The organism is Paenibacillus sp. FSL R5-0766, assembly GCF_037971845.1.
Taxonomy (GTDB): domain Bacteria; phylum Bacillota; class Bacilli; order Paenibacillales; family Paenibacillaceae; genus Paenibacillus.
Map to the genome: position 1 here is coordinate 419,917 of NZ_CP150227.1, position 25,033 is coordinate 444,949.

The following is a 25,033-nucleotide window of genomic DNA, read 5'->3' on the forward strand; positions in this document are numbered from 1 at the left end:
CCATTTTTTTATGTTGCTATCAGAATTTCGAAAAAAAGAAAACAGTGGCAATATCTGCCTAAACGATCAATTTCACTATGGATTTTTCCGATAATGTATTTACATCGTTTAGATGGAGATGGTTCAGGGAAGCGGGGAGAAGTGGGAATGGGAAAAACGGGGGAAAAGCAAGGGATAGGGTATAAGATCAAAAATATGTCACTTAAGATCAAGCTGCCAATCATGATCAGTGTACTGGTTGTTTTGGTTCTGCTCGGTGCAACGGCCACAAGTTATATGATTTCATCTGATGTTGTGGTCAAGAAAAGCAAGGATGAAATGAATGTGATGGCTGACCGCCTTGGGGAAGGGCTTTGGACAGCGATGCAGCTTCAGCAACAGATGAGTCACGCGATATCTGTACATAACACGTTCAAAGAACTCTTGCAGTTGCGTGATACAAACGAAATGACAGACGAAACTTTTTTTACGGATGAGAATCCATATTTCAACAGAGCAAATACGATTCTCACCGACAGTATATCCGACACGGTAGGCACCAAGCCGGACTTGTTCGTGTTTGACAAGGAAGGAACGATGGTGGCGGGAACCATGCCAGAAGTCATTGGGCAGTCACGGGGAGATCGGGAATATTTTAAGGAGTCCATACAGGGGAAATCCTTTATCAGTGACGCGGTTGTCTCTAAGACTGGCAAGAAGCTCATTATTGTATTCTCGGAGCCTATCACCGATGTACAGGGGAATATACTGGGTGTGTTCGCCATGTCGGTGGACAGCAGCTTTTTCCTGGGGCAACTGGGAGACATTAAAATCAATGCCCAAGGCAGAGTTGAAGTGCTGAGCCGGAGCGGTATCATCATGTATGATTCATTGGACCCTTCCATTGTGGGACAAACGCTGGAAGCGGACAAGGAAGCGATGGGAATCATCGAGGCTAGAGCCACTGACAAAGTGAAAATTACTTCGATGGATCGAGATAACATCTATTATCGCGTTAATCAGATTCCTGATGCAGATCTCTCCGTGGTCATTATTGACGATTATGATGATATCAAACGTCCATTAGAGGATATGCAGCGCCAGATGGTTATCGTGACATTGATCGGAATTGCTCTGGCTATTGGCGTAGGACTATTGATCTCTCGTAGTATTACGAGACCTATTGTTCGTCTGATCGGGCTGTTCCAACAGCTTGCTCAAGGGAATCTGACCGTCAAGGCCAATGGTAGATATAACAGTGAATTCAAGGATCTGGCGGAGAGCTTCAATGGCATGGTGGAGCAGAACAGAAACCTGATTACCGATATGAATAGTTCGATCCATGTTCTTCAAGCTAGCACTCAAGAATTGGAGGAGACATCCAGACAGACGGCAAGATCCATTGATGAGACGTCGGCGACGTCCATGGGCATCGCGAAGGCGATGGAGGCCCAATCGGAAGATACCGAGCAGATTGCAGGCAAATTCAACAGCTTTGGCGATAAAGTGGCTGCCATGAACAGCAGTGCACAGGATGTCAAGGCAAGAGCGGATGAGATCGAGACTGTATTCCACAACGGGAATGAAGTCGTGAATGAACTGATGCGTATTAATGAGGTGAACGAACGGGAAGTAGAGAAAATCTCGGAGATTACGGTCAAACTTCAAACGAGTTCGGGCAGTATTAGTCAGATCACGGAAGCCATCAGCCAGATCGCCAAGCAGACCAATCTGCTTGCATTGAATGCTTCCATCGAAGCATCCCGGGCTGGAGAACATGGCAGAGGATTTTCAGTTGTAGCCGAAGAAATTCGCAATCTGGCAGAGCAGAGTTCCCGCCAGTCCAAGGAAATCTCCAGCATCATCGAACAGAATCTGGCCGATGTAGCCGAGAACAACCAAAGTGTTGCGGAAATTCACACCATCTCGTCCAGACAGGATGAGCTTGTCTTGCAGACTCGTCAGGCGTTCGATATGATTCTGGAGAAAGTAACGGTAATCAATCAACAAATCGCCACGATGGCAGGACAGATGCAAGAGATGTTGCAGAACAAGGATGACGTACTGGAGTCAGCCCACAGTTTGTCCGCTTCAGGGGAGCAGGTATCTGCTTCGGTTGAAGAGGTAACGGCAACCATGATGGAGCAATCTTCGACAGTACAGCAGTTGGCCAACATGGTCGATACGATCGATCAATTGACGCAAAAACTGGCCGAATCGGCTGCGCGATTCAAGGTGGAGTAAGCGTTAGTTGAATAGGTATAGAGGGAAGGAAGGCAAAAGGCACTCTGTATGAGTGCCTTTTGCTTTGTTTTTTATGATCTCGATCAATGTGCTCTAGTCCATTTAGTAATCAAGAAGATCAGCGGTTGAAAGAGGGGGACTGAGTTACCTATATCAAAACGTAATGCACTTCTGATTCAGCAGCTTCATGAATTGATCCAGCGCACTGCTGACATACCGATCCTCACCGCGGACAAAGGTAGTCGTGGTATGGGTAAAACGATCTGCCAGATCAAATACGGAGAAACCATCCGGTTTCTTGTGAATAACGTTGCACGGCATAATGGTAAAAGCAATTCCAGACTCCACACAGCTAAGTAGGTTTTCCATCGTACTCACTTCGATGATATTACGAGCGGACAGCCCCTCTTCCTGCAAAAATTCTTCGGTCATTTCACGATAAGGGCAGCCCTCGGGGAAAACAACCCATGATACTTGGCACAGACTTTCAGGTGATGTATCCATCTTCTTGGAGATGATATGAACCGTGTCCTGCATCTCATATTCCACCTTCAGACCCTCCTTCACACAAGCCCCGCTGATAAAAGCGCCATCAATCTCATCGTCCTGTATTTTCTTGCGCAGTACTTTGGGTGAAGTGGCGTTGACGAGTGAGATGGACACCTTCGGGTAGGTTATCTGATATTCATTCAGAATCTCCATAAAGCGGCTGGATGCCGCCGTTTCCACAATGCCGATTTTCAGCGTGCCGGAAGGCTCACCGGGATCGGTCATATCCTGCTTCAGATCGTGCAAAAGGTTGTGAATCTGTGTGGCGTACTGGACGAACTGTTCTCCTTTGGAGGTCAGTACAACACCTTTGGGAAATCGGTTGAACAACTGGATTTGATATTCCTGCTCCAGTTTTTTGATGCGCGTAGTGACATTGGATTGCGCGTAATTCAGTTCTTTGGCGGCCTGTGAGATTTTGCCTGAACGTGCCACCGCGAGAACAATATCGATATCGGAAAGCTCCATTTGTATCCTCCTGAACGTGGATTACCTTCAATTAATTCGGCAGATGGTGATGTTAGGTATCTCTCTGAGAGATACAACTATATATTTCAATCATTTTACGATATATCGGAGCCGCCGTACAATATCCTTAATGACAAAGAGAGTAGGGATATGACATGGATAACATGAATACACGTTCAACAACATTATTAAGCCCGGTAACGATTCATCAGTGGCAATTAAGGAACCGAATTGTGATGGCACCGTTGACCCGGGGATTTGCTGATGATCAGGATGGGACCGTGACGGATGAGATGGTGGCATATTATGAGCAGCGTGCGCGGGATGGCGTGGGACTGATCATCACCGAAGGCATTATTCCGAATTTGGCAGGCAAAGGCACGTATGGCATCCCCGGCTTATATACAGATGAACAGACGGCTTCTTGGAAAAGGGTCACAGATGCTGTTCACAGACATGGCGGCACCATTATTGCTCAGCTGTGGCATGTCGGCAGGTTGTCCCACTCCGATCTGATCGGAACTGCTCCATTGGCACCTTCCAGCCTTGCGGCAGAGGGACGAGTGCATAAGCTGCATAAGCCGTATCAGGTTCCCCAAGCGATGAGTGCACAGGATATAGCGGATACCATTCAGCATTTTCAGACGGCCGCCCGCAATGCGGTTCTGGCAGGGTTCGACGGGATCGAGCTGCATGCTGCGCATGGGTATCTGATCGACCAGTTTATTAATGAGAAGACTAACCACAGAACAGATGAATACGGAGGAGATACTGAGGGTAGATTGCGGTTCCTGCGGGATATTATTGTGGCTGTGAAAAAAGAGATCCCTGTGGATCGCATATCGGTACGATTCTCTGAGAAAAAGGATGATAATGCATCCTATGCTTGGGCAGACAAAGCTGGAATGATCGATGCATATCTGAACTTGTTCCGCGAGACGGGAATTACGATCTTGCATCCCTCAACAGACCATTATGTGAAAGCATGGGAAGGGGAGCAGACCTTTCACGAGCGGATTCGAAGTCGGTGGGATGGAATCATCATTGGTGTGGGGGATTTGGATGTTCAGACCGCGGAGCTGGCGATTGGTAAGGGAAGCATAGATCTGGCTGCGTTCGGGAGACCGTTTATCGCCAATCCAGATCTGGTACAGAGATTGCATACGGGTCAGCAATTGATTGAGTATGATGCTGCTACGCATCTGCCCGTGTTGGTGTGAAAATAAAGTGAAAAAAGGGCAGAATAGGCTGCCCTGCCCTGAGTTTCAGATACTTTTGGAGTGATCCAGTGGTTTCATTTCGTTTCCTCTTGTTGAGCTTTTTTCGATATACCAGAGAATGATCATAGACAACGCATAGAACAGACTGACAGCCAGAATAATGATCCATACACTTTCCATGTCCATGCTTTTGATGAAAATGCCTGTCAAATATGGGCTAAGTGTATAACCCAGGCAACCTACGAATAACAGCAAGCCATTAAACCGCCCCTGATGTGTATCGGGTACACGCGAAGCAATATACAGGTTGATATTGGTCTGCACGAGAATCTCTCCAATGGTCCACAGCACCGTGGATAAGGCGACGATGGAAAAATGGGGGAAGGTTCCGAGCAGGTTCAAGGCTCCAAATCCAATTCCATAGAAGAGTGCGCCTGTAGCTATGGAGTTTAGGGCAGTTAATTTGCGTGTAGCGGACAGGATCACGGTGGTAAGAATAATGACGCTAATGGCATTGATAGTCATGACAGAGCCGTAATAGGCTGCCCCGTTCTCGCCAAACGAGTGATTCATCTGGAGTGGGAGGCTAAATGAGTATTGCATATAGATAAAATAGTTAAGAAATGACACAACGATGAAAAAGGCAACGAGTGGGTTTTTCAGCAGTAGTCTGAATAACGGCGAAGGCGGTTGGCTCGATCGTTGTTGTTCTTGTTGTCCAGCATGTTCGCTGTTTGTTGATGCCAATTCCTTGCGCGTGCCGATCTTAACCTGGTTGATGATGATAAAGGTAGATATCAGAAACACGGTACCGATACTTATAAAGACAATGTTGACATGATCCTTGATGAAAAAACCAGCGATCAGTGGTCCGATGGCTATACCCAGATTGGCCCCCAGATACATGAGGGAAAAGGCGGACTTTCGCTCTTTCTCCTCCGTGCACAGTTGAATAATCAGTGCATTATAAGCAGGCCGGGTAATGCTGATGAAAAACATGACTGCAATCAGAAGATAACCAACGGTAATGGTGCCTGACCAAAAAGAGCAGCTTATAATCAGGATGGCAGACAACAGTTGTCCGATGACAATAATCGTTTTTTTGCCCATAAGATCGCTTAAATAGCCGCCGAGAAGTACACCGGGTCCGCTAATCAGGGCTGCCATGGACACAAAGATCCCTGCACTGACCACATTCATGCCCATCTGCAACGTAAGCACCAAGGTAATTAGGGAAAATACAAAATCTCCCGTGCTGTTAATCGTTCTGGCTAAACAGAGATAATAGATATCGCGGCTCAGACCCGCGTAGGTTTTGAATAACGACAATAATTCCAGCCCTCCCCAAGATAACCGTCACTCCAGACCAAAAACAGTGAGGATGATCCGTACATCTTATACGGTTTCAGCAATCGTCACTTCAATCTTGAAACGATCGTACATATCCAGCAGGGTTTGACGCAATTCCTCGAACGAATCACCCTCAACGATAGCATAGCCTGATCGGGTCATGGTATCGTTGACGTCCCCGGCGCGCTGCCCGACTTGATAGGATACATTGAACTCAATGATGCCAGGGATATCGGCATAATCCTCTATCCCGGATATGTGTTGAATTACCCCTGCGTGTGAAGGGAAGCAGATCATGCCTGTGAATTTATGGCGCGTCTCCTGTTGCTTAAATTCATATATTCCAACTTCTAGATCAGTGACGGCTTCGAAGAAATCAACGCCATGGGTGTTCTTGATACAAGGAGGCATAACATGTGATCCCCCGATTCTTGCACCAATTTCTCCAAACACCACTTCTCCTTCCGGAGTCAGAAAAAGTTCGGCATGTGTTACGGAATGATTGATACCCAAGGCAGCAATGACCTGTTCATTGAGTTCTTTGATGTGATGGATAAAATCAGCTTCCGTGCCTTCAGGGAACGTAATACTGGCCGGAGGTTTCTGCTTCGTCGCAATATCCAGGCAGTTATACAGGTATTGGGAAACAGATGCAAATACAACTTTGCCCTTGGACACAATGGAATCACAATGAAACTCCGTACCGTGGATGAATTCCTCCAGCAAATCCCTTTGCTGTGCTTGTCTTGTATGGTGAAGATAATGTACCAGTTCCTCCATGCTGGACAATTTGAACGTATTGATACTTCCATATCCGCTGAGTGGCTTCACAATAATCGGGAAGCCGTGTACAGCAGTGAAACGAATATAGTCCTGTTCATGGAGAGCAATGGCAATTTCGGATGTACGAATTCCGCGTTGATGCAGCATTTGTTTCATGATCCATTTGTTGCGAACAGCCTCAGCCTGATTGCGCTGCATACCGGGGATCCCGAACTCGGAACGGAGCTGACCACCGATCTCAATCGCATTCTCACCCGGCGTTAACAAAGCAGAGATGGAATGGGATTCTCGGATCTGCACCATATGCTCGCGTATGGCATCTACGGACTCCAGATGATCAACATATCTAATCTCGTCGAAGAAATTCTGAAGCCGCTCGGCATGATGCAGATTGTACCGTTCAATAATCAGAATTTTCTTGTGATCCGCCAATTTCTGCAAAGGTTTAACGAAGTTTAATCCAGTAGGTAGCCTGAAATCAGATATGTATACAATCGTTTTCATACGCTCTTGTAAATCCCCTTTCAGTAAAATGCTAAAAATAGTAAAAATTCATTTCATAACATTATAACTCAACATTTTCCATTTTCAATACACTTTTTGGCGGGAAATATGAACGGAAATACATATTTGTGTTACGTTAAAGTGTTAATTGACAATAGGGATTTTTTGGTATACGATCTTTAGCGGATTAGAAATAAAAAGGAGGAAATAGAAATAAATGGAGATCGTTAAAGAGAAATATGCCATACTGGGAACGCTGGGAGACGATGAAGGATTCCTGACTTGCAGCATGCATATCGCGAAGAAGCTAGGCAACTCGGAACGAATCAAGCCATACCCCGAATTTGAAGCGGCTGCGGAAGACTTGAGATCAGGGATCATTTCCTGCCTGCTGGTCCCCGGGGCGTATCCCAAGCTCAACAGCTTCATCATGGATTCTGAACTAGCGGTGTCTGAGAGCTTTGTGGAGAAAATTCCTGCGCTGGTTCTATCCGGCTGCCATGCGGTATGTCCGGATCAGATCGACATTATCTATCATCATCCAGCAACCACATACTTGTTATCTGAACTTGATACAACCTATAGAGAGAACAGCACCGTGTCGTCCAACCCCGAAGCCTGTAGAAAGGTTCTGCACAACACGGAGAATTCCATTGCGCTCACGAATCAGCTATGCGCTGATCATTACGGGCTTGTGACCTACAAGGTGTTGCGCGAGGGAATCAACATGCCATGGGTATGTTTTACACAAAATACACAGAGGGTGAATGCAGTCATATGAAGAGAATTGCTATTATACTGGATAAAAATCTGGAACCTGGCGCCGCCGCCAATGTGGCTGCCCTGTTAATGGGACAAGCAGCCCTGAATGAGCCGGCGTTATATTCTGATCAACCTGTGCTGGATCATAGCGGCGTTCAGCATGCGGGCATCCGACACAGCACTGTCATTCTGAAGGCCGGGGAGAATCAACTGATCAATCTGGCCAAACTCTGCTCAGATGACAGCGGGGGACTGAGCCATGTTGTTTTTTCACAGACAGGCCAGTCGCTCAACAATGCCTTTGAACAATATGCAGTTGAGATTGCTTCGATGGAATTGGAAGCTACCAAAGTGGTAGGTGTCATTGTATGGGGCGAGGATGATCAAGTTAGGGCAGCGACCAAAAAATTCAGTGTCATGAAATAAGGGAAAAGGGCAGAAGCGGATCTTTAGAGATCACTCTGCCCTTCTTTACATATGAAAGAATCGTTATAGAGATTGTTCAAGGTACTGAAAACCGCCCTTTTTGAACACGCACTTATAGATGATTGCTGATAACGGCAGCTTTCTTTTCGGTTAAGTAATACACCAAAGCGAGCAGCGGCATAATCAGGCCAATCAGCGTTGTGAGACTCCAGCCTCCGTTAGCATAAGACCAGCTTCCAAGGGATGAACCTATCGCACCGCCGACAAAAAAGATCGACATGAATATGCCATTCACACGTCCTCTCGCTTCACTTCCTAACGAATAGATGATGCGTTGACCCAGCACCAGATTTCCCGAGACAGCCATATCCAGTGTGATCGCCACGATCACAAGCAGGATCAATGCAAATGTGGAGTGGCTCTGGAACACATAAGCAAGACCAAACGAAGCAGCAGCGATCACCATGGCAGCACCTGTCAGAATACGTGTTAATCCGCGATCAGCCAGTCTCCCGGCAATAGGAGCCGCAATAGCACCTCCGACACCAGCCAGTGCGAACCAGGCAATGCCTTGCTGTGACATGTCAAAATCGTTAGCGAGTCTGAGCGGAACCGTGGTCCAGAACAAGCTGAAAGCACCAAAGAGACTGGCCTGATAGAACGCCCGGCGGCGCAGCAGCGGCATCGTTCTGAACAGTGTGCCCAAGGACACGATTAATTGCCCGTATTTCAAGGTGGGTTCAGGCTGGCGAGCAGGAAGAGCACGTGATAGGAGCAGCATTAGAAGTGTTATGACAATGGCGGAGAATACAAAGACCGTCTGCCATCCGAAGAGGCTGGTGATAAAGCTTGCGACAGGACGAGCCAGCATAATGCCCAGCAACAGACCACTCATTACATTGCCAACAACCCGTCCGCGTTGTTCCTCGGAAGTAAGATATGTTGCATAGGGCACCAGAATTTGAGCGACAACAGAACCTATACCAATGAATAGAGAGGCAGTCAGAAATACAACAGCGGTGGGCAAGAAAGCTGCAGCAATCAGGGCAACAACCAGTACGATGAGGAAAAGAACAACCAGGCGTCGATTCTCGGTAATGTCACTGAGTGGCACGATGAACAACAAACCAATGACATAGCCAATCTGTGTTAACGTCACAATTAATCCGGCAGCGGCAGAAGACAGCCCCGTTGTGATGCTGATCGGTCCGATAACGGTCTGAGCATAATACAGGTTTGCCACGATCAATCCACAAGCTGATGCCAGCAAAAAAATAATCCAGGTGGGTACAGGTGCCTTCTTCACTTGTTGTCTCATATCCATCATAATCATCCTCCACAGTTATAAATTTGTATTCACAATAAACAGCTAATATTAAAAACGTTAATTACTAAACGGCGTGTACACTAATTACAAATATATAATAAACTAAACGTATAGTATTGTAAATAGGCTCTACATATTTTAATGAGAAAGTTAATGAGGATGAAAAGGTGAGCGTAGGATGGAATTGTGTGTACTCATGGCAGTTTAGTATAATGAACGTATCGTTTTTATGAAAAATACTGATGATTAAATATATTTTATACATCCAGGAGGGTTCAAGATGACTGCCAAAAGAGGACGTCCGCGTAACATGGAAACCCAGAATGCCATTCTTACAGCATCGTATGAGTTGTTGTTGGAGCACGGATTCGGGGCAGTTACAATCGAGAAGATTGCTGAACGTGCACAGGTGAGCAAAGCCACTATCTACAAATGGTGGCCGAATAAAGGCGCTGTCATCATGGACGGATATATGTCTGCTGCAACGGCAAGATTACCTGTACCGGATACAGGCTCGGTATTGGAAGATATACGCATACATGCGAGTAATCTGGTTCGTTTTTTGACCAGTCGGGAAGGAAAAGTGATTACACAGATTATTGGGGAAGGGCAGTCGGATGCAGGGCTTGCCGAAGAATACCGTACAAGGTACATCCAACCACGTCGGCGTGAAGCTCGGGGGATTCTGGAGAAGGGCGTGGAGCGCGGCGAATTGAAGGAAGGGGTGGACATTGGATTATACATTGATCTGATCTATGGGCCGGTGTTCTATCGTATGTTAGTGACGGGGGAAGCGATGGATGATGCGTTTGTAGATGTGATGCTCCGTTCATTGTTGGAAGGCATTCAGTCCAAGTAGATATAGGGATAGTCGCGATACAAGTGGGAGGAAGAGAGAAGAGGGCGATTCGTAGGAATCACCCTGGAAGGAGCACATGTATGTTGTACGTGGGAGATTGTTAGACCTGGAATATAGGTGAGATGGCTGTGGGCCACGAATCTGTAGCATTAGAGGAAAGGAAGGATGAGTGCTGGGTTAACACCGGGGGTTCATTCCATACCGAACTGGGCAGTTCGCGGCGTAATACAGGGGCAACTTCCTTGGCAAAACGCTCTACTTGCTCCAACTGCTCGCTATGGGTCAGTCCATCTACGCTGATACTCAGCACCTGATGTCCGTAAGCGGCATGATAGTCCAGAATTTTCTCAATGACCTGCTCCGAACTGCCGATTAAAGCGGGACCTCGTGCAATGTTATCTTCCAGATTGGTGAAGGGCGACTGGTTATGCTGTGCGGCGGCAGTGGCATGGAACGCTTCATAATATGGCTTATAGCGGCGAATGGCTTCTCCACCCGTATCCGCAAGATAGAGACTGCCAGCACCAGAGCCAATCACTGCTTGCTGCGGATCATGACCATAATAATCGAGGCGCTCCCGATAATGATCAATCAACGCTTTGTATTTGGCTTGCGGGTGAAAAGAATTCGACGTAAAGAGCGGCTCGCCATATTTGGCAGCGAGTTCGGTCGAGACCGTGCTCGACGCGCTACCATGCCAGATGGGGATGGATTGCTGAAGCGGCCTGGGCCACGTGGTCACTCCATCAAGCGGAGGGCGATATGTTCCCTGCCAGGTTACATTCTCTTCAGACCACAGCCGTTTTAGCAGATGGTAGCGTTCATCGAGTGAGTCCCACTGTTCCTCTTCGCGTATGCCGAACAGCGGATAGTGCCGAGGGTCATTGCCTTTCCCGATGATCATCTCCAGCCGTCCGCCCGATAATTGATCCAACGTGGCATAATCCTCGGCAACCCGGACTGGATCAAGTATACTAAGCACAGTGACGGTGGTTAGTAACCGAATGCGTGTGGTTGCTGCGGCTATTGCGGTTAATACGACAGGTGGCGAGGAAGATAGAAAAGGCGCACCGTGTCGTTCACCGATTCCATAGGCATCGAATCCCAGTCGTTCAGCCAGCTTTGCCTGCTCTAATATATTGTGGAATTTCTGCTGAGTTGTCAGAGCTTCCCCGGTTACGGCGTTAGGCAGATTCATCATGAGACTAAACAAGGCAAATTTCATCTGACCTTCTCCTCGAACTGAATTGATAGTACCTGTGTCGTATAATCCTATTGAAATAGTAGGATATGTAAGTTGGATTAAATGTATCACGTTCTCACGGATTCTTCTAATGGATTTTTTCTATAAGCAGGAACAGCGAGGCCTCCTTGCATAAATGTGAAGGAAATTGCCACGATTTTTATTGACCGCTGTAAAATTTAGGATTAAAATTGTGCTTATCATATAAATTCAAAATTATGGATTTTCATTGTGGAGGTGGGATACATGGAACCTACAACTACGATACGCTCATATATTGAGGACTACATCAGGAAACAGGGGTACACCCTGCAGTATTTTGCCGATATATCGGGAGTTAACGCTGGAACGCTTAGCGCAATTATTAAGGGGACTCGGCCCATCGCTATGGCGCAACTGGATCTGATTACCCAAGGCATGAAGCTGGAAGAGGGGTATTTCTACGAGATTTATGGGGCTGAATGTTTCGTGGAATCGGCACCTCATTGGAGGAGACTGGAACCTTTCCTGCAACGCTGTGCTGAATTGGACAAGCTGGAATGTATTCATAAGGTTATCCAGGAAGTGACGGATGATCGCTCGTATATCTCGGAGTTGTTCGAGATGGCGGAAGGCATGCTTGAACGTGGACAGACGAAGGCTGCACGGATGTTGTACGAATGTGTGGCGGAGTGTGAGAAATACCAACACTCGGAACGTCTGGCTCTGTGCCAGTATCGCATCTTCACGTTATCTCTCGGTCAGGACCAGCATGAGAATCTTCGTGCAGCCGTTCATTTTGAACCATATATTAATCGGCTGGATGAGGAACGGCAACTGGATGCGATTAAGGATTTGGCGAATACGTATGCGTCTCTTCGATATTGGGAAAAGGTATTTAATTTGGCTGAAGAATTAGATCAGAAAACGAAAATTTTGCAGTCATATACAAAGAAAAAAATAGACAAAAGTGATAGACTTACCGCCTATCCTTTGTTTGTATATAGAGCTTATTCAAATTTACTTAAATCATCGGTATGTGAGAAGCAGGGGCGGTATGAAGAGGCTTTAGTCTATACAGAGCTCTATGCCAAACTTTCTAAAGTCTCTGGACTGGATGAAGAAGATCAATTATTTATTGATAAATTTGCTGGATGGGCGGAAGCCAATACTTATTTATATAAATTAATGATGGGTGACCACACTGTTTTACCTGCTTATATAGAATTTATTGAAAAGAATGAAGAGGAAATTTTACCTGCAATCATTAATATTTTGGAGGCAGCTAATAAATTTGATCAAAATATTGATGATATTTTGTATAAGTTCAGCGATAGAATTAATTCGGAAATTAACTGTTTAGAAGGATACACTGAACAGATGAAAAATGAAGTTTATGCTGCATTTTTGTTAGAACGTTCTCTCTATCACTTAAATCGTTATGAATATCAAGAGGGTTTGAAGCAACTTATACACTGTCTGAGAGAGTCTGTACGATTTAACAATCAAACAGATATCATTCACTGTATTTCCTTGTATGAGAAGTACAAAAACATGGGCACCACTGAAATCGAGCATCAGTACAAAATTATAATGATGGAGGTTCAGAAAGCTTATGAGAAAAAGGAAAATATACTATATAATCTTGCTTAGTATTATGATTATTAATGTAATTGATTTAGCTAATTTTAATAGTAATGAAATCATACAAATAATGGGTACTTCTCATGGTGTTGGGAGAATATAACAGCTAAGATATATTAAATTCTTTCATTAACATGCGTCTTATTTCCGGGATATGGAGATGGGGCGCTTATTTGTACTATCCATTAGATCATCCATAACGAAAAGAGGATTTATCATTGCAGATTGATATTCAGAAGCTTTACGACAAATATATAACGTTAAACATCCCTAATCCATTCACTTTAGAGCAAATTCATGATCGACTAACCAAGAAATACTACGCTGAGAAGGTAGATTTAGAAGAGTTTTCCGACTTGCGCAACGACCCTCATGCGGGATTTGATCAGGCGGTTGCAGCTTATGTATTTAAGGATGAGAGGGGAACCAAGCAATTAATTAGCCTGAACAAGGATGAAGATATCCATGAGCCGCTGGAATTTGCATGGATAATCAATTCCACTGTGCGAGGATTTTCTCTTCTATTAACTCTTGAAATCGATGTATTTTATGGGATGGTAGAGAGTGAGATGATTCTTGGCAATCAATGTTTTGAGGAATATCTGATCCTACTCTATTTAACAGGTTACATTGAGTTTGAGAATGACTCTTTCATTAATCTATTGCGTGCTCGTTATCGAGAGGGCTACAGACTTCGTTATTTTGGTATGCAGAACGGTGATGAAAATTATCTATACAAATAGATTACTTTTCGATAAATTTATTAATTTCTCGCGAGAGAAAGGTCCAAGAGATACTTAGGGTAAAATGGATAATATGTCCATAACGCACTTTAACGGTAAAGGATTCGCGTATTCTCGAATACGATATGTAGACATGTTATAATTTTCTTTGCCCACATCTTGTAGAAAAGAAGAGACGTCAACTCTCTATGCAAATTGCTTGATGTTGAAAGTATCTCTATGTAAATAAATATTTTATTCTGCAAAGGAATATAATATGAATTTTTTGGCAATGTATCCTAAAATGTTATACAAAGAGGGGGTGCATGCTGTGAGTGAACCGGTACAGATCACAGATAAAATCGAACGGAACAGGCAAGAGTTGAGTCGTTTGGCGGAGAATCATGGCATGCAGGACAACAAAGTCCTCCGACAGTCCATGGTACTGGACGAGCTTATTAATGAATATAATCGATTCAAATATAAAAGCCATCTCAGGAACAGACAACCGATTGCATAATGCAGTCGGTTTTTTTGTCTAATTAGTGTTCTATAGAAATAGCGTAGTCGACTGTAGCGATACAGTCGGCTTTTTTGCGTTCACCCTGAAACCTATGCGGATAACTTGAAATTCCGTACCAATTCCAGGATTGGCAGGATAGCGGATGATCATTAAAACTGGATATGATGACCCCAGTTATATCCAGATTGATCTGTGAAGGGGCTCATACAATGATCGGGAGAGGGAGGGATGAACGGAAATGATAGACAAGGTACGCATTTTTTTTGGAAAAAATGTAAACCTGCGCACCAAGTTGCTCCTGTTGTTCCTGGCGCTGACGTTGCTGCCGCTAAGTTTGCAGGGATTGATGAACTACAAGCATTTCTCGAAGACGATGGATCGCAAGACCGAGCAGTTCACCATTGAACTGGTTCGCCAGATTAACGCCAATCTGAATCGGCTGCTGAAGGACTATGAGCGGTTGTCGCTCTTGCCGCTTTACGATCAGATGGTGCTTGGCATTCTGGGCAAATACAACGCTTCAATGGGGTCGGGAACATGGGCGAGGTCTGAGGATTATCTGAAAATGAATCTTTACACATCGGGTCAAGCTTATGACCGGCCCGAGATTCGGGGAATTCATCTGATCAGCAACAGCGGTATTTTGTTCTCCAATCTCGATTCACTGGCGGTCAAGCCGGTATGGGACAGCAGGCAGGATGATTGGTTTGCAGAGCTTGAAGATTCGGAAGGGACATGGCGCCTGCTTCCTCCGCATCATCCCAGCTATTACACGGGTGGTCAGCAAGAATCGTATATATCGGTGGGCAGAGTGCTTCGAGATCCGGGTACGCTCCAGCGACTGGGTTACATTCTGATTGATATCCGGCTGGAGGCCTTCGGTCAACTGTTATCCAATCTGAATTATGAGCAAGATGCAAGCCTGATGATTGTAGACAGCAAACAGCGTCTGCTGTTCGAACGGACCTCAACCGGAGGAATGTCTGCGTACGACCAGTTGCTAATGCAGGGACAGCTTCAAAGCTATGCAGGAAACCAAAAAGTTGTTCTGGATGGGCAGCCCTATCTCTATGTACAACACCATTCCAGCTATTCTGGGCTTTCGGTGATCAGTCTTACACCTATTGCTGTGATTCAAAAGGAGTCGGGTGAGATGCTCACCTTTACAATATGGTTCGCAGTGTTATGTATGGCGGGTATAGCGATTCTGGCGGTTCTGTTATCCTATCGTATTACCCGGCCGCTGATTCGACTGAAGCACCACATGATTCGGGTGGAGCAGGGAGATTTTAGCCAGCGTGTATCACACTTCAGCAGTGATGAATTCGGACAGATTAGCCGGGGCTTTAACCGAATGATGGAAGAGATTCATCGACTGTTCAATGAGGTGTTTCTGCTGGGCATTCAAGAGCGGGAGGCAGAGTTGTCAGCGTTACAAAGCCAGATGAATCCCCATTTTATATACAACACGCTGGAGTCCATTAACATGATGGCCATTCGCCAGAAGCATGCTGAGGTGTCGGACATGGTGACGGCGCTTGGCAAGCTGCTGCGCTATACGATTGATAAGGTGGACCGGATGGTTCCACTTGGAGAAGAACTTGCTTTTGTACAATCCTATGTACGCATTCAGCAGGTACGTTACGACGGCAAGTTAGAGATTATCTATGACATCGAAGAAGCAATAACGGAGTATTTGATTCCCAAGCTGGTACTGCAACCGCTGGTGGAGAATGCAGTCTACCACGGCATTGAAGGGCAGGAAAATGGAGGAGTAATCTGGGTATCTGCCTTGAAATTCGACCATGAGCTGCTGATTAGTGTGCGAGACAACGGTAAGGGTATGGCTCAGATAAAGATTGACGAGTTAAATGAGTCCATATCAAAACAGCCTTCCAATGAGGCATTACGTTGCCATGCCGGGGACAGTCTGGGGCTTAACAATATCGCCCAGAGGATTCGCCTCATGTATGGAGAAGGCGGCAGCCTAAGCATTGATGGAAGTCCCGGGCAGGGCCTGGTGGTCACGATATCCATTCAACTTCTACCGAAAGGGGATTGAAGCGCATGTATAAAGTATTGCTTGTAGAGGATGAGACGGTCATCCGTCAGGGACTGAGGGAGCTGATCGTACAAGTGTCTTCTCAGTTTCAGGTAACGGGCGAAGCGTCGAGCGGTACCGAGGCACTCGATTTTCTGAGATGTGAGGTGCCGGACGTGTTAATCACGGATATCCGCATGCGTGAAATGGACGGACTAACTTTGGTAAGCAAAGCAAGAGACATGTACCCTGAATTGTTAATACTCATCATTAGCGGCTACGGCGAATTTGAATATGCACGCAGAGCAATGGAGTTTGGGGTGTTGAACTACCTGTTGAAGCCAATCGATCGTTATGAACTGGCATTATGCATACAAAAGATTCAGTTGCTGCTGGATCGCAGATACGGTATTTCAACCCTTTCTATCCCGGAGCCATCTGGGAGAGCAGAACACGCTGGTGGAGATACACGGAAGATTATTCGAGATGTGAAGGAGCACATCAAGCAACATCCTGATGGAGATCTGCGACTTCAGACGATAGCAGACCTCGTTAACTTGAACCCTACTTATTTAAGCCAGTTGTTCAAGAACGAAATAGGCATCAATTATTCCGAATACATCACGGAGGCACGTATGGAGCGGGCCAAGTGGTTGCTGATCAACACGGGTCTCAAAATCTATGATGTGGCACGGTTATCCGGGCATCAGAGCCCGAAACACTTCATGCTGGTGTTCAAGCAGCAGGTGGGATGGACCGCAGGAGAATATCGAGACCGATTCAGTATCTCTTGAAAAACCATACCATTTCTGTAGTTGACGTGATTTAAGGGGGAACGATGCTTTCGTTATACTTTGGTTGCACCTGTATACCACGATGTCCATAAGGGGGATTTCCATGAAAAAAGCAGGACTGATTCTGATGCTTGTACTTATGATGATGGCTTCAATCGCGTGCACAAACTCCAATTCCGGCAGTGAATCTGGCAGTTCAAGCGGAGAGAATGGGGAGGTCGAGCTGAAGTTCATGATGTGGGGCAATCAGGCGCATATGGATGTATACAACAAGCTGATCGCTGACTTCACGAAGGAAAATCCAGGCATCAAAGTAACAATGGAATCCGTACCTTTCGCAGAATACCAGCAAAAAATTTCGGTGCTTGCCGCCGGAGGCTCTCTTCCCGATCTCGCCTGGGTATCGGAGCGAATGGTGCCACAATTCAAGTCCAACCACATTCTGGCCGATGTATCCGAGTTCAAGGATGATGCACAGTTTAAGCTGGATGATTATATTCCAAGTACATTGGATTTGTTCCGTGATGGCGACCAACTACTGGGGCTACCTTTTTCTACACCTCCGGTGGTCATGTTTTACAATAAAACGCTGTTTGACCAAGCCGGTCTGACTGATCCAAACTCACTTGCCACCCAAGGAAAATGGACATGGGAACAGTTCGAAGAGTCCGCCAAAGCCATTACCAGCAAGGATGTGACCAACCGAGTCTATGGTGCCAACTTTTTTCGCGACTGGAAGACCTGGGCGGTGCTATCCTCCTACTCCTGGTCGAATGGAAGCGGTCCATTCGACGAAGGCATGACAACGTTCACCTGGAACGATGCCTATGGTGTACAGACCTTTGAATTGCTGGAACGCATGATGTTCACCGATGAATCACACCCGAAGGCGGGCGAACAGGTCAGCTTTGATGCGGGTAATGTGGGCATGTTCTTTGATAATTACAGCTATGTTTCCAAAGCAAGGGAGATTACGGATTTTGAATGGAGCATCGCTCCTATGCCTTCCGGTTCTCAAGGCAGTGTGCCGATGCTGGGGCAGGCCGGATATGCCATGTTCAACGACAGCAAACATCCAGAGGAAACGAAGAAGCTGTTGAAGTATTTTGCCAGTGAGCAGGGGATTCAGGCGACAGCCACCTACTTTGTGCCTCCGCGTACCTCTGTTCTGAACTCAGATGCATTCATTCTTCAGCCGAATAATCCGAGCAAAGAGCATATCGTGCAGGCGGTCATTGATGAAATGCCAAAAGCGCGCTTAATCCCCGGTCATATCCGTTGGCAGGATATCGACAATGCGGTATTGCAGGGATTTGACCGACTGTTTGCAAAGACAGCGACAGCTGAGGATAACCTGAAACAAATGCAGGAAGAGATCCAAAGTGTGTTACAACCCTAAATCATTTGATCGAAACCGGAGGTGAGAACAATGGGGAAATTCAAAGAATTACTTGAACAGAAACCGCTGTCGCTGGTGGTCAGCCTGCCTGAGAATGATATTGCTTTGGCTCGGGCAGCCATGGAAGAGGGCGCTGATGCACTGAAGGTACATTATAATGTCGGTCATCGCGCCAGCGGGAATCATTTTGGTCCATTGGACATGTATGCCGAGGTGTTTCGGGCGATCCGCAGTGAGTTTGGTGGTCCGTTTGGGGTCGTACCTTCTGGCAGTATAGATGGAGCACAAAGGGAGGATGTGGAGGGGCTTTCCGGGCTGGGTTTTGACTTCTATTCCATCTATGCACATCACTTGCCATCCTTCATGTTGAATGACTTAGGGCTGGACCCAACGTTTGCGATCAATGAGGAATATGATGCTTCCCTCGTAACATCGGCATCTTACTTCGGCTTCACCGCTCTGGAGGCATCCATTGTACCTGGAAAAGAATATGGTACACCGCTAAGCTTCGCGGATGTGCTTAAGTATCGCCGTCTGGTTTTGCAGGCCCAGGTACCGGTATTGGTTCCTTCCCAGCGAAAGCTGGTACCGGAGGATGTTCGGGTGTTGTGCGATACCGGGGTCAAGGCGATCATGCTTGGGGCGGTCGTGACAGGCAACACGGAAGAACAGCTGCGAAGGGCTGTGAACGGGTTCCGCAATGCGGTGGACAGTCTGAACCGTTCGGACTATATAAGTTGAACTAAAGAATATTTACACTTGCCACTCCGATGCCAGAACAACCTTCCGATCGCTGTTATCCCCAGATTTTTTTTGAATCCCATATATAAAGGGGAAATCCGGGGATAAGCATATGCTTCCGATGCAGCTTTCTTCCAGAAAGCTTTTAGGCGACCACTTCGCTTCTTCAGGTTTTTTCTGTCATCTACGTTCTTGTGTAAATGTATAGTTCACCTTATATAGAATCGTCACAGAGTTCAGCTTCGGAGGAAATTTTATTAAAAGGGGGAGGCCTGATTGACCCATTCACGCAAACGCAAAAGAGGGGGGCCGCTCGCCAGAGAGGCCCAGATCGCAGGTTGGCTGTTTGTATCGCCGATGGTGCTTGGGTTTACCCTGTTGCTGTTGTTTCCCATGGGTCTCGCGTTATACATGAGCCTGACCGATTGGCCGCTGCTGGGGGATCATCATTTTATTGGATTGGAGAATTACCGGAATATTATGACAGACGCGATGTTCTGGAAAGTGCTTGCCAATACGATCTATTTCACAGTGGGGCTGGTGCCGCTTAATATTGTGCTCGCTCTGCTGCTCGCGTTGCTGCTATCCAGAAATCTGCGGGGCATCGGAATTTTCCGAACAGCGATCTTTGTTCCGGTCATGACCTCGTTGATCGTATGGGCCATCGTGTGGAAGCTGATGTATGCGACAGAGTCTGGATTGATTAATCAGCTTCTGTTGATGCTGGGCATTAAGGGTCCGGCCTGGCTTTACAATCAGGATCTGGCGATGCCTGCGGTGATTGTGACAAGTGTGCTGAAAAATGTCGGTCTGAATATGGTGCTGTTCATTGCAGCCATTCAGCAGGTACCGCGTTCACTGTATGAAGCGGCAACATTAGACGGGGCGGGCAAGAGGGGAACCTTCTTTCACGTCACGCTGCCCATGATCACGCCAACCGTATTTTTGACTGTAGTCATGACCGTGATTGGTTCACTCAAAGTATTCGGGCAGATCTATGTGATGACACAGGGCGGGCCGAGCAACAGCACCAAGGTATTGGTTTATTATATCTGGGAAAAAGCATTCAAATTATTTCAGTTTGGCTATGCTTCTGCTCTCGCATATGTACTGTTCTTTATCGTGCTAATTCTGACGCTGCTGCAATGGCAGCTCCGAAAGAGGTGGGTATTCAATGAAGGCGATGCCTAGTCCTTCGGGGCGGAAGATAGGAAGTACTCTGGGGACGTATTTGTTGCTGACCCTGATTTCGCTCATTATGATTGTGCCATTTATCTGGATGATATCGACATCATTCAAGGAACCCCAGAGCATATTCACCTATCCACCGCAGTGGATACCGGAACCATTCCGATTTCAGAACTACATCGATGTCTTTCGATTGATTCCGTTTCACCGTTTTTATTGGAACAGTATCTACATTTCTGCGTTGGTTGTGCTGGGAACAGTATTTTTTGCCTCTCTCGCCGGCTATGCATTCGCCAAAATTCCGTTTAAGGGACGTAATGTGGTATTTCTCATCCTGCTGAGTGCGATGATGATTCCCCATGAGGTGACAGCGATTCCGATGTTTCTGTTCATGCGGCAGCTGGGGTGGATTGATACCCATCTTCCGCTGATATTATTGCCGATCTTTGGCGCGGGTGGTGTGTTTGGCATCTTTGTGATGCGGCAGTTCTTCATTACGGTGCCAACGGAACTGGAGGAAGCGGCGATGATTGATGGTTGCAACCGATTCCGGATATATGCGCGAATTATGCTGCCCATTGCCAAGCCGGGTATGGCTACGCTGACGATCTTTACGTTTGTGACGATCTGGAATGAGTTTTTTGATCCGTTGATATTCATTAACTCGCGTGAGCTGATGACACTGCCATTGGGTTTGTCTTTGTTTACAGATGAAGTAGGTACAGCATGGCAATATCTGATGAGTGCCACCGTCATGGCAACCTTGCCACTGTTAATTGTTTTTTTCCTGGCACAACGGCGCTTCATTGAGGGGGTTGCCATGACGGGACTGAAAGAGTAAGCCGTGTAATACGTGCAATAGAACGAAGGAGGGACAACATTTGCGTGAACGGATGAGCATGAAAAAGGAAGAAGCAGATGTCGTTATTGTGGGAGGGGGCCCTGCGGGTATAGCGGCAGCCATTGCGGCTGGACGACAGGGTATACGAACAGTGTTGGTGGAGCGATATGGATTCGTTGGCGGGATGTCAACTGCTGCTATGGTTTATCCCTGGATGACTTTCCATACGGAGCGCGGTGAGCAGGTTATTAAAGGTATTGCGCAGGAGATTGTGGATCGATTGCAGGCACGTGGCGGCTCCCCGGGGCATCTGCGTGATACGGTTGGGTTTGTGCATACCGTCACGCCGTACCATCCAGCCATCTTTCAGGTGATTGCAGCAGAGATGTTGCAGGAGGTTGGTGTCCGGCTGTTATTGCACAGCTTTGTGGACGAGGTGGTCGTTGTAGAGGATCGGGTGGAAGCGGTGCGAGTGACCAACAAATCTGGAAGAATGGAATTCCAGGCGAATGTATTTGTGGATTCAAGCGGGGATGCGGACCTGGCTTATCTTGCGGGTGCTTCTGTGGCAAAAGGACGAGACGGGGATCATCAGTCACAGCCGATGACCATGAAATTCCGCATGCGTGGTGTCGATCTTGGACGAGTGAAACAATACATGCTGGAGCACCCGGAGGATTTCTATGTGAAAACTCCTTTTGCTGAACTGGACAGCATTCCGTTAACCGGGGTGAGTGGTTTCTATTCCCAGTGGAAAAAAGCAGGTGTGCCGATTAATCGCGATCAGGTGTTGTTTTTTACCGGACCGGCAGAGGATGAAGTGCTGATTAATTGTACCCGAGTGCAGGGGCTCGATGCGACAGATGCCGAGGATCTGACCTCTGCGGAACAGGAAGGCCGGAAGCAGGTGCTGATGATTGCTGAGTTTTTGCAGCGTGATGTGCCTGGATTCGAACGGGCTTCGATCTCGGCGGTAGCGCCGCAGATTGGTATCCGTGAATCCAGGCGGATTATAGGTCATTACGCTTTGACCCAGGTGGATGTGGTTGCAGGACGGAAATTTGACGATGTAATTGCCAGAAGTGGTTATCCGATTGATATTCATGACCCTTCGGGTCAAGGCGTTGTGGCTGCCTTTATAGAAGGAGATGGGGCGTACGATATTCCGTATCGCTGTCTGATCTCTCGCAATATCCGCAATCTGCTGGCGGCAGGACGCTGCATCTCCACCACACATGAGGCGCATGCAACGACAAGGTTGACTCCAAGCTGTATGGCTACCGGGGAGGCGGCAGGGACAGCGGCTGCACTAACAGTGAAGATGATGCTGGACCCGGTGGAACTGCCGATCGCGCTGTTACAGGCGGAATTACGTCACAACGGAGCGGCGATCTAGCGGATGAGTTGATTGTGGACGAATTGGGCGAATCGGGTGAATCATTAATAGTGGGAGTGGGTGTTTTATCTAATTCGCGGTAGCGTAAGGTTTAACGAACCTGAGACGTCTAATTCAGGGATATAAGCTGAAATGAAAAATGTAACGAATCTCAGTGAAGCTATTCTGCTCAAAACCCTCTAATAGGGGTTAAAAGTGGGGTGAATCGGAAGAATAGAGCGTCTACGATTCGTTAGATTAGGAAATGTCCCGAAAAAGGCTAAATAAGCTTCCCTCAGTTCGTTAGAAATTGGTGGGAAGCTCGTGAATTGATGAGCGTAACTGTAGCCCCAAAGACTCCATATCCACTGCATAGGTGGGTTTAGAGTCTTTGGGGCGCTTTCATTCTTTTCATCTATTAGATTATTTCCTTCATGTTTCGTGTTCTTTCATGCCTTATTCCCTCCAATTATCAATTCATCCGTGCCTCAAGTCGCCTTGCGACAATGGACAGCGCGTAGTTGATGGCAAAATACAGTACGGCTGCGAGCAGCAGGGCCGGGATAATGTAATCGAAACTTTGACCGCCAAGGATCTGCACGTTGTGCATCAACTCCGGCAGAGAGATGATGATCGCCAGTGAAGTATCCTTCAGGAGTGAGATGAACTGGCTGACCATCGGCGGGGACATGCGACGTAGCGCCTGTGGCATGATGATGCCACCGAGTGTCTGCATGTAGCTGAGGCCCGAGGAGCGGGCGGCTTCTACTTGACCGCGCTCAACGGACTTCAGACCGCTACGGACGATCTCGGCGATCATCGCGCCTTCAAACAGACTCAGTCCAACGACCGTGGACCAGAAGACGGACATTTTAATCCCGAGCTGTGGAAGTACCATGTGGATGAAGAAAATGATGAGCAGCAGCGGCAGATTCCGGATCGTATCCACGATCACTGCCACGATCTGTGACAGAACAGGGATACGGGTAAACCGGATTGTACCCAACAAGGTGCCGAGCACAAAGCTGAGTATAATGGATAGCCCTGCTACCTGCAGGGTGATCAGGAATCCGTGGAGCAGGAAACGAAGGTTGGGCCACGCATAGGCCCCGCTAAAGTCCATATTTTATTAGCCTCCTTCTGTATGCAGGAATGGAATATCGAAGATCAATAGATGGGGCATGGACTGTGTATAAAGCAACTCAAGCACTGTAGCAGTGAATTACAATATGCACTGTGACATGATCACCAATGCCAGTAAAACACAGACGATCCAGTACTCATTTAAACCACTTGGACAAGCTGATATATCTCCCTAAAAATCTGTGCAGGTACAAGTCGATCTGTTACATGGTGACCTGACCTGCCGGTTTGTTCTTTTTCGGTTTGCCCTTCGTGTTGCGCTCCTCTGCATCGCTCTGTCCAAACCTGCGCTCCATATAATGCACCAGGAAGCTGAGTGGTAGTGTCAGCACCAGATAGAACAGCGCAACAATGGTGTACACACTTAGCGGCTGGAATGTATCCGAGTTAACCAAGTCGGCAAAATACATAAGATCCATACCGGCGACAACGGCAAGAATGGATGAGTTTTTGACCAAATTGATGAACTGGTTGCCAATGGACGGCAGTACAATCTTGATGGCCTGGGGCAGAATGATCAGGTTCATGGCCTGTACATAGGACAAGCCGGAGGATCTTGCTGCTTCCAGTTGTCCACGCGGCACGGTCTGAATGCCCGCTCGGATCGCTTCGGCAATGAAAGCGGCGGTGTAGATGGTCAGACCCAGAGTACCGGAGACAAATCCATCCAGCGAGATGCCTAGTGCAGGCAGTCCAAGATAGAAGAAAAACACAACCAACAGCAATGGGATGTTTCGGATAAATTCCACAAAAGCCGTGCCAATCCAGTTCAGCGGTTTCACAGGGGATATCCGAAAGATAGCCAGGATCGCGCCAAGGATAAAGCTGCCAATGAGAGCCATAATGCTCACTTGAATGGTATTCAGGAACCCTTCCAGAAAACGATCCGAGTGTCGCATTAGTACGCTGAAATCCAATGTGCCCATATA

The 25,033-nt window shown here is 46.9% G+C and carries 22 protein-coding genes; 15 read left to right on the forward strand and 7 right to left on the reverse strand.

Translation table 11 applies throughout. The features are described from left to right. Window positions 1-147: 147 nt before the first annotated feature. Entirely contained in the window at window positions 148-2,223 is a 2,076-nt protein-coding gene (locus MKY66_RS01995) for a methyl-accepting chemotaxis protein (protein WP_076216543.1), read from the forward strand. A 153-nt stretch (window positions 2,224-2,376) separates the two neighbouring features. Here the strand turns inward: MKY66_RS01995 and MKY66_RS02000 are convergent, their stop codons facing one another. Then, the gene (locus MKY66_RS02000) at window positions 2,377-3,240 is read right to left on the reverse strand and encodes a LysR family transcriptional regulator (RefSeq protein ID WP_076216541.1); all 864 of its coding nucleotides are present in this window, start codon (window positions 3,238-3,240) and stop codon (window positions 2,377-2,379) included. Window positions 3,241-3,404: 164 nt separating this feature from the next. Here MKY66_RS02000 and MKY66_RS02005 point away from each other — a divergent pair, with 164 nt between their 5' ends. Next, window positions 3,405-4,460, forward strand: coding sequence for an alkene reductase (locus MKY66_RS02005; RefSeq protein ID WP_339806756.1), 1,056 nt, complete (start codon window positions 3,405-3,407; stop codon window positions 4,458-4,460). Window positions 4,461-4,505: 45 nt separating this feature from the next. Here the strand turns inward: MKY66_RS02005 and MKY66_RS02010 are convergent, their stop codons facing one another. Next, window positions 4,506-5,789 carry an MFS transporter gene (locus MKY66_RS02010; protein WP_076216537.1) on the reverse strand — a complete coding sequence of 428 codons (1,284 nt, stop codon included), beginning with the start codon at window positions 5,787-5,789 and terminating at the stop codon, window positions 4,506-4,508. A 66-nt stretch (window positions 5,790-5,855) separates the two neighbouring features. Beyond that, complete coding sequence (locus MKY66_RS02015; RefSeq protein WP_076216535.1) at window positions 5,856-7,097, reverse strand: ATP-grasp domain-containing protein; 1,242 nt, start codon at window positions 7,095-7,097, stop codon at window positions 5,856-5,858. Between the two features lie 217 nt (window positions 7,098-7,314). Between MKY66_RS02015 and MKY66_RS02020 the strand changes: the two genes are divergently transcribed. After that, on the forward strand, window positions 7,315-7,878 hold the full coding sequence (locus tag MKY66_RS02020; protein WP_076216533.1) for a hypothetical protein: 564 nt from the start codon (window positions 7,315-7,317) through the stop codon (window positions 7,876-7,878). Beyond that, window positions 7,875-8,285, forward strand: a complete 411-nt coding sequence (locus MKY66_RS02025; RefSeq protein ID WP_076216531.1) for a DUF2000 family protein — start codon at window positions 7,875-7,877, stop codon at window positions 8,283-8,285. The genes MKY66_RS02020 and MKY66_RS02025 overlap by 4 nt, the downstream gene beginning before the upstream one ends. Window positions 8,286-8,397: 112 nt before the next feature. On the opposite strand, the gene MKY66_RS02030 is transcribed toward MKY66_RS02025, so the two are convergent. Then, on the reverse strand, window positions 8,398-9,612 hold the full coding sequence (locus MKY66_RS02030) for an MFS transporter (RefSeq protein ID WP_076216529.1): 1,215 nt from the start codon (window positions 9,610-9,612) through the stop codon (window positions 8,398-8,400). 280 nt (window positions 9,613-9,892) lie between these two features. On the opposite strand from MKY66_RS02030, the gene MKY66_RS02035 reads away from it, so the two are divergent. Further along, the gene (locus MKY66_RS02035) at window positions 9,893-10,471 is read left to right on the forward strand and encodes a TetR/AcrR family transcriptional regulator (protein ID WP_076216527.1); all 579 of its coding nucleotides are present in this window, start codon (window positions 9,893-9,895) and stop codon (window positions 10,469-10,471) included. Between the two features lie 100 nt (window positions 10,472-10,571). Here the strand turns inward: MKY66_RS02035 and MKY66_RS02040 are convergent, their stop codons facing one another. Further along, the gene (locus MKY66_RS02040; RefSeq protein WP_076216526.1) at window positions 10,572-11,696 is read right to left on the reverse strand and encodes an LLM class flavin-dependent oxidoreductase; all 1,125 of its coding nucleotides are present in this window, start codon (window positions 11,694-11,696) and stop codon (window positions 10,572-10,574) included. Window positions 11,697-12,131: 435 nt separating this feature from the next. On the opposite strand from MKY66_RS02040, the gene MKY66_RS02045 reads away from it, so the two are divergent. The 10 genes from MKY66_RS02045 to MKY66_RS02090 all read left to right on the forward strand — a co-directional run bounded on the left by MKY66_RS02045 (window position 12,132) and on the right by MKY66_RS02090 (window position 22,982). Further along, entirely contained in the window at window positions 12,132-13,346 is a 1,215-nt protein-coding gene (locus tag MKY66_RS02045) for a transcriptional regulator (protein WP_339806760.1), read from the forward strand. 209 nt (window positions 13,347-13,555) lie between these two features. Beyond that, entirely contained in the window at window positions 13,556-14,080 is a 525-nt protein-coding gene (locus MKY66_RS02050) for a pyruvate kinase (protein WP_076216522.1), read from the forward strand. Window positions 14,081-14,390: 310 nt separating this feature from the next. Further along, window positions 14,391-14,579: an aspartyl-phosphate phosphatase Spo0E family protein gene (locus tag MKY66_RS02055; protein WP_036616818.1), complete on the forward strand. Its 189-nt coding sequence runs from the start codon at window positions 14,391-14,393 to the stop codon at window positions 14,577-14,579. A gap of 241 nt (window positions 14,580-14,820) precedes the next feature. Then, window positions 14,821-16,644: a sensor histidine kinase gene (locus MKY66_RS02060; protein WP_076216520.1), complete on the forward strand. Its 1,824-nt coding sequence runs from the start codon at window positions 14,821-14,823 to the stop codon at window positions 16,642-16,644. A 5-nt stretch (window positions 16,645-16,649) separates the two neighbouring features. Further along, complete coding sequence (locus tag MKY66_RS02065; RefSeq protein WP_076216518.1) at window positions 16,650-17,417, forward strand: response regulator; 768 nt, start codon at window positions 16,650-16,652, stop codon at window positions 17,415-17,417. Between the two features lie 103 nt (window positions 17,418-17,520). Continuing rightward, complete coding sequence (locus MKY66_RS02070) at window positions 17,521-18,816, forward strand: sugar ABC transporter substrate-binding protein (protein WP_076216516.1); 1,296 nt, start codon at window positions 17,521-17,523, stop codon at window positions 18,814-18,816. A gap of 30 nt (window positions 18,817-18,846) precedes the next feature. Further along, window positions 18,847-19,557, forward strand: a complete 711-nt coding sequence (locus MKY66_RS02075) for a hypothetical protein (RefSeq protein WP_076216514.1) — start codon at window positions 18,847-18,849, stop codon at window positions 19,555-19,557. A 276-nt stretch (window positions 19,558-19,833) separates the two neighbouring features. Further along, window positions 19,834-20,748 (forward strand): sugar ABC transporter permease, encoded by a 915-nt coding sequence (locus MKY66_RS02080; protein WP_076216512.1) that lies wholly within the window; start codon window positions 19,834-19,836, stop codon window positions 20,746-20,748. Continuing rightward, entirely contained in the window at window positions 20,732-21,586 is an 855-nt protein-coding gene (locus MKY66_RS02085) for a carbohydrate ABC transporter permease (protein WP_076216510.1), read from the forward strand. Before MKY66_RS02080 ends, MKY66_RS02085 begins: the two co-directional genes overlap by 17 nt. Window positions 21,587-21,644: 58 nt before the next feature. Further along, the gene (locus MKY66_RS02090; RefSeq protein ID WP_143760397.1) at window positions 21,645-22,982 is read left to right on the forward strand and encodes an FAD-dependent oxidoreductase; all 1,338 of its coding nucleotides are present in this window, start codon (window positions 21,645-21,647) and stop codon (window positions 22,980-22,982) included. Window positions 22,983-23,433: 451 nt separating this feature from the next. On the opposite strand, the gene MKY66_RS02095 is transcribed toward MKY66_RS02090, so the two are convergent. Together MKY66_RS02095 and MKY66_RS02100 are read right to left on the reverse strand one after the other, a co-directional pair. Next, complete coding sequence (locus MKY66_RS02095) at window positions 23,434-24,084, reverse strand: amino acid ABC transporter permease (protein ID WP_076216508.1); 651 nt, start codon at window positions 24,082-24,084, stop codon at window positions 23,434-23,436. Between the two features lie 223 nt (window positions 24,085-24,307). Then, complete coding sequence (locus tag MKY66_RS02100) at window positions 24,308-25,030, reverse strand: amino acid ABC transporter permease (RefSeq protein WP_076216507.1); 723 nt, start codon at window positions 25,028-25,030, stop codon at window positions 24,308-24,310. Window positions 25,031-25,033: the final 3 nt, after the last annotated feature.

What these genes read in the sequence shown, in the direction of transcription:
- MKY66_RS01995 (WP_076216543.1), top strand. Translation starts at nt 148, where the DNA reads ATGGGAAAAACGGGGGAAAAGCAAGGGATAGGGTATAAGATCAAAAAT.
- MKY66_RS02000 (WP_076216541.1), bottom strand. Translation starts at nt 3,240, where the DNA reads ATGGAGCTTTCCGATATCGATATTGTTCTCGCGGTGGCACGTTCAGGC.
- MKY66_RS02005 (WP_339806756.1), top strand. Translation starts at nt 3,405, where the DNA reads ATGAATACACGTTCAACAACATTATTAAGCCCGGTAACGATTCATCAG.
- MKY66_RS02015 (WP_076216535.1), bottom strand. Translation starts at nt 7,097, where the DNA reads ATGAAAACGATTGTATACATATCTGATTTCAGGCTACCTACTGGATTA.
- MKY66_RS02020 (WP_076216533.1), top strand. Translation starts at nt 7,315, where the DNA reads ATGGAGATCGTTAAAGAGAAATATGCCATACTGGGAACGCTGGGAGAC.
- MKY66_RS02025 (WP_076216531.1), top strand. Translation starts at nt 7,875, where the DNA reads ATGAAGAGAATTGCTATTATACTGGATAAAAATCTGGAACCTGGCGCC.
- MKY66_RS02030 (WP_076216529.1), bottom strand. Translation starts at nt 9,612, where the DNA reads ATGATGGATATGAGACAACAAGTGAAGAAGGCACCTGTACCCACCTGG.
- MKY66_RS02035 (WP_076216527.1), top strand. Translation starts at nt 9,893, where the DNA reads ATGACTGCCAAAAGAGGACGTCCGCGTAACATGGAAACCCAGAATGCC.
- MKY66_RS02040 (WP_076216526.1), bottom strand. Translation starts at nt 11,696, where the DNA reads ATGAAATTTGCCTTGTTTAGTCTCATGATGAATCTGCCTAACGCCGTA.
- MKY66_RS02045 (WP_339806760.1), top strand. Translation starts at nt 12,132, where the DNA reads ATGAAGCTGGAAGAGGGGTATTTCTACGAGATTTATGGGGCTGAATGT.
- MKY66_RS02060 (WP_076216520.1), top strand. Translation starts at nt 14,821, where the DNA reads ATGATAGACAAGGTACGCATTTTTTTTGGAAAAAATGTAAACCTGCGC.
- MKY66_RS02065 (WP_076216518.1), top strand. Translation starts at nt 16,650, where the DNA reads ATGTATAAAGTATTGCTTGTAGAGGATGAGACGGTCATCCGTCAGGGA.
- MKY66_RS02070 (WP_076216516.1), top strand. Translation starts at nt 17,521, where the DNA reads ATGAAAAAAGCAGGACTGATTCTGATGCTTGTACTTATGATGATGGCT.
- MKY66_RS02075 (WP_076216514.1), top strand. Translation starts at nt 18,847, where the DNA reads ATGGGGAAATTCAAAGAATTACTTGAACAGAAACCGCTGTCGCTGGTG.
- MKY66_RS02085 (WP_076216510.1), top strand. Translation starts at nt 20,732, where the DNA reads ATGAAGGCGATGCCTAGTCCTTCGGGGCGGAAGATAGGAAGTACTCTG.
- MKY66_RS02090 (WP_143760397.1), top strand. Translation starts at nt 21,645, where the DNA reads ATGAAAAAGGAAGAAGCAGATGTCGTTATTGTGGGAGGGGGCCCTGCG.
- MKY66_RS02095 (WP_076216508.1), bottom strand. Translation starts at nt 24,084, where the DNA reads ATGGACTTTAGCGGGGCCTATGCGTGGCCCAACCTTCGTTTCCTGCTC.
- MKY66_RS02100 (WP_076216507.1), bottom strand. Translation starts at nt 25,030, where the DNA reads ATGGGCACATTGGATTTCAGCGTACTAATGCGACACTCGGATCGTTTT.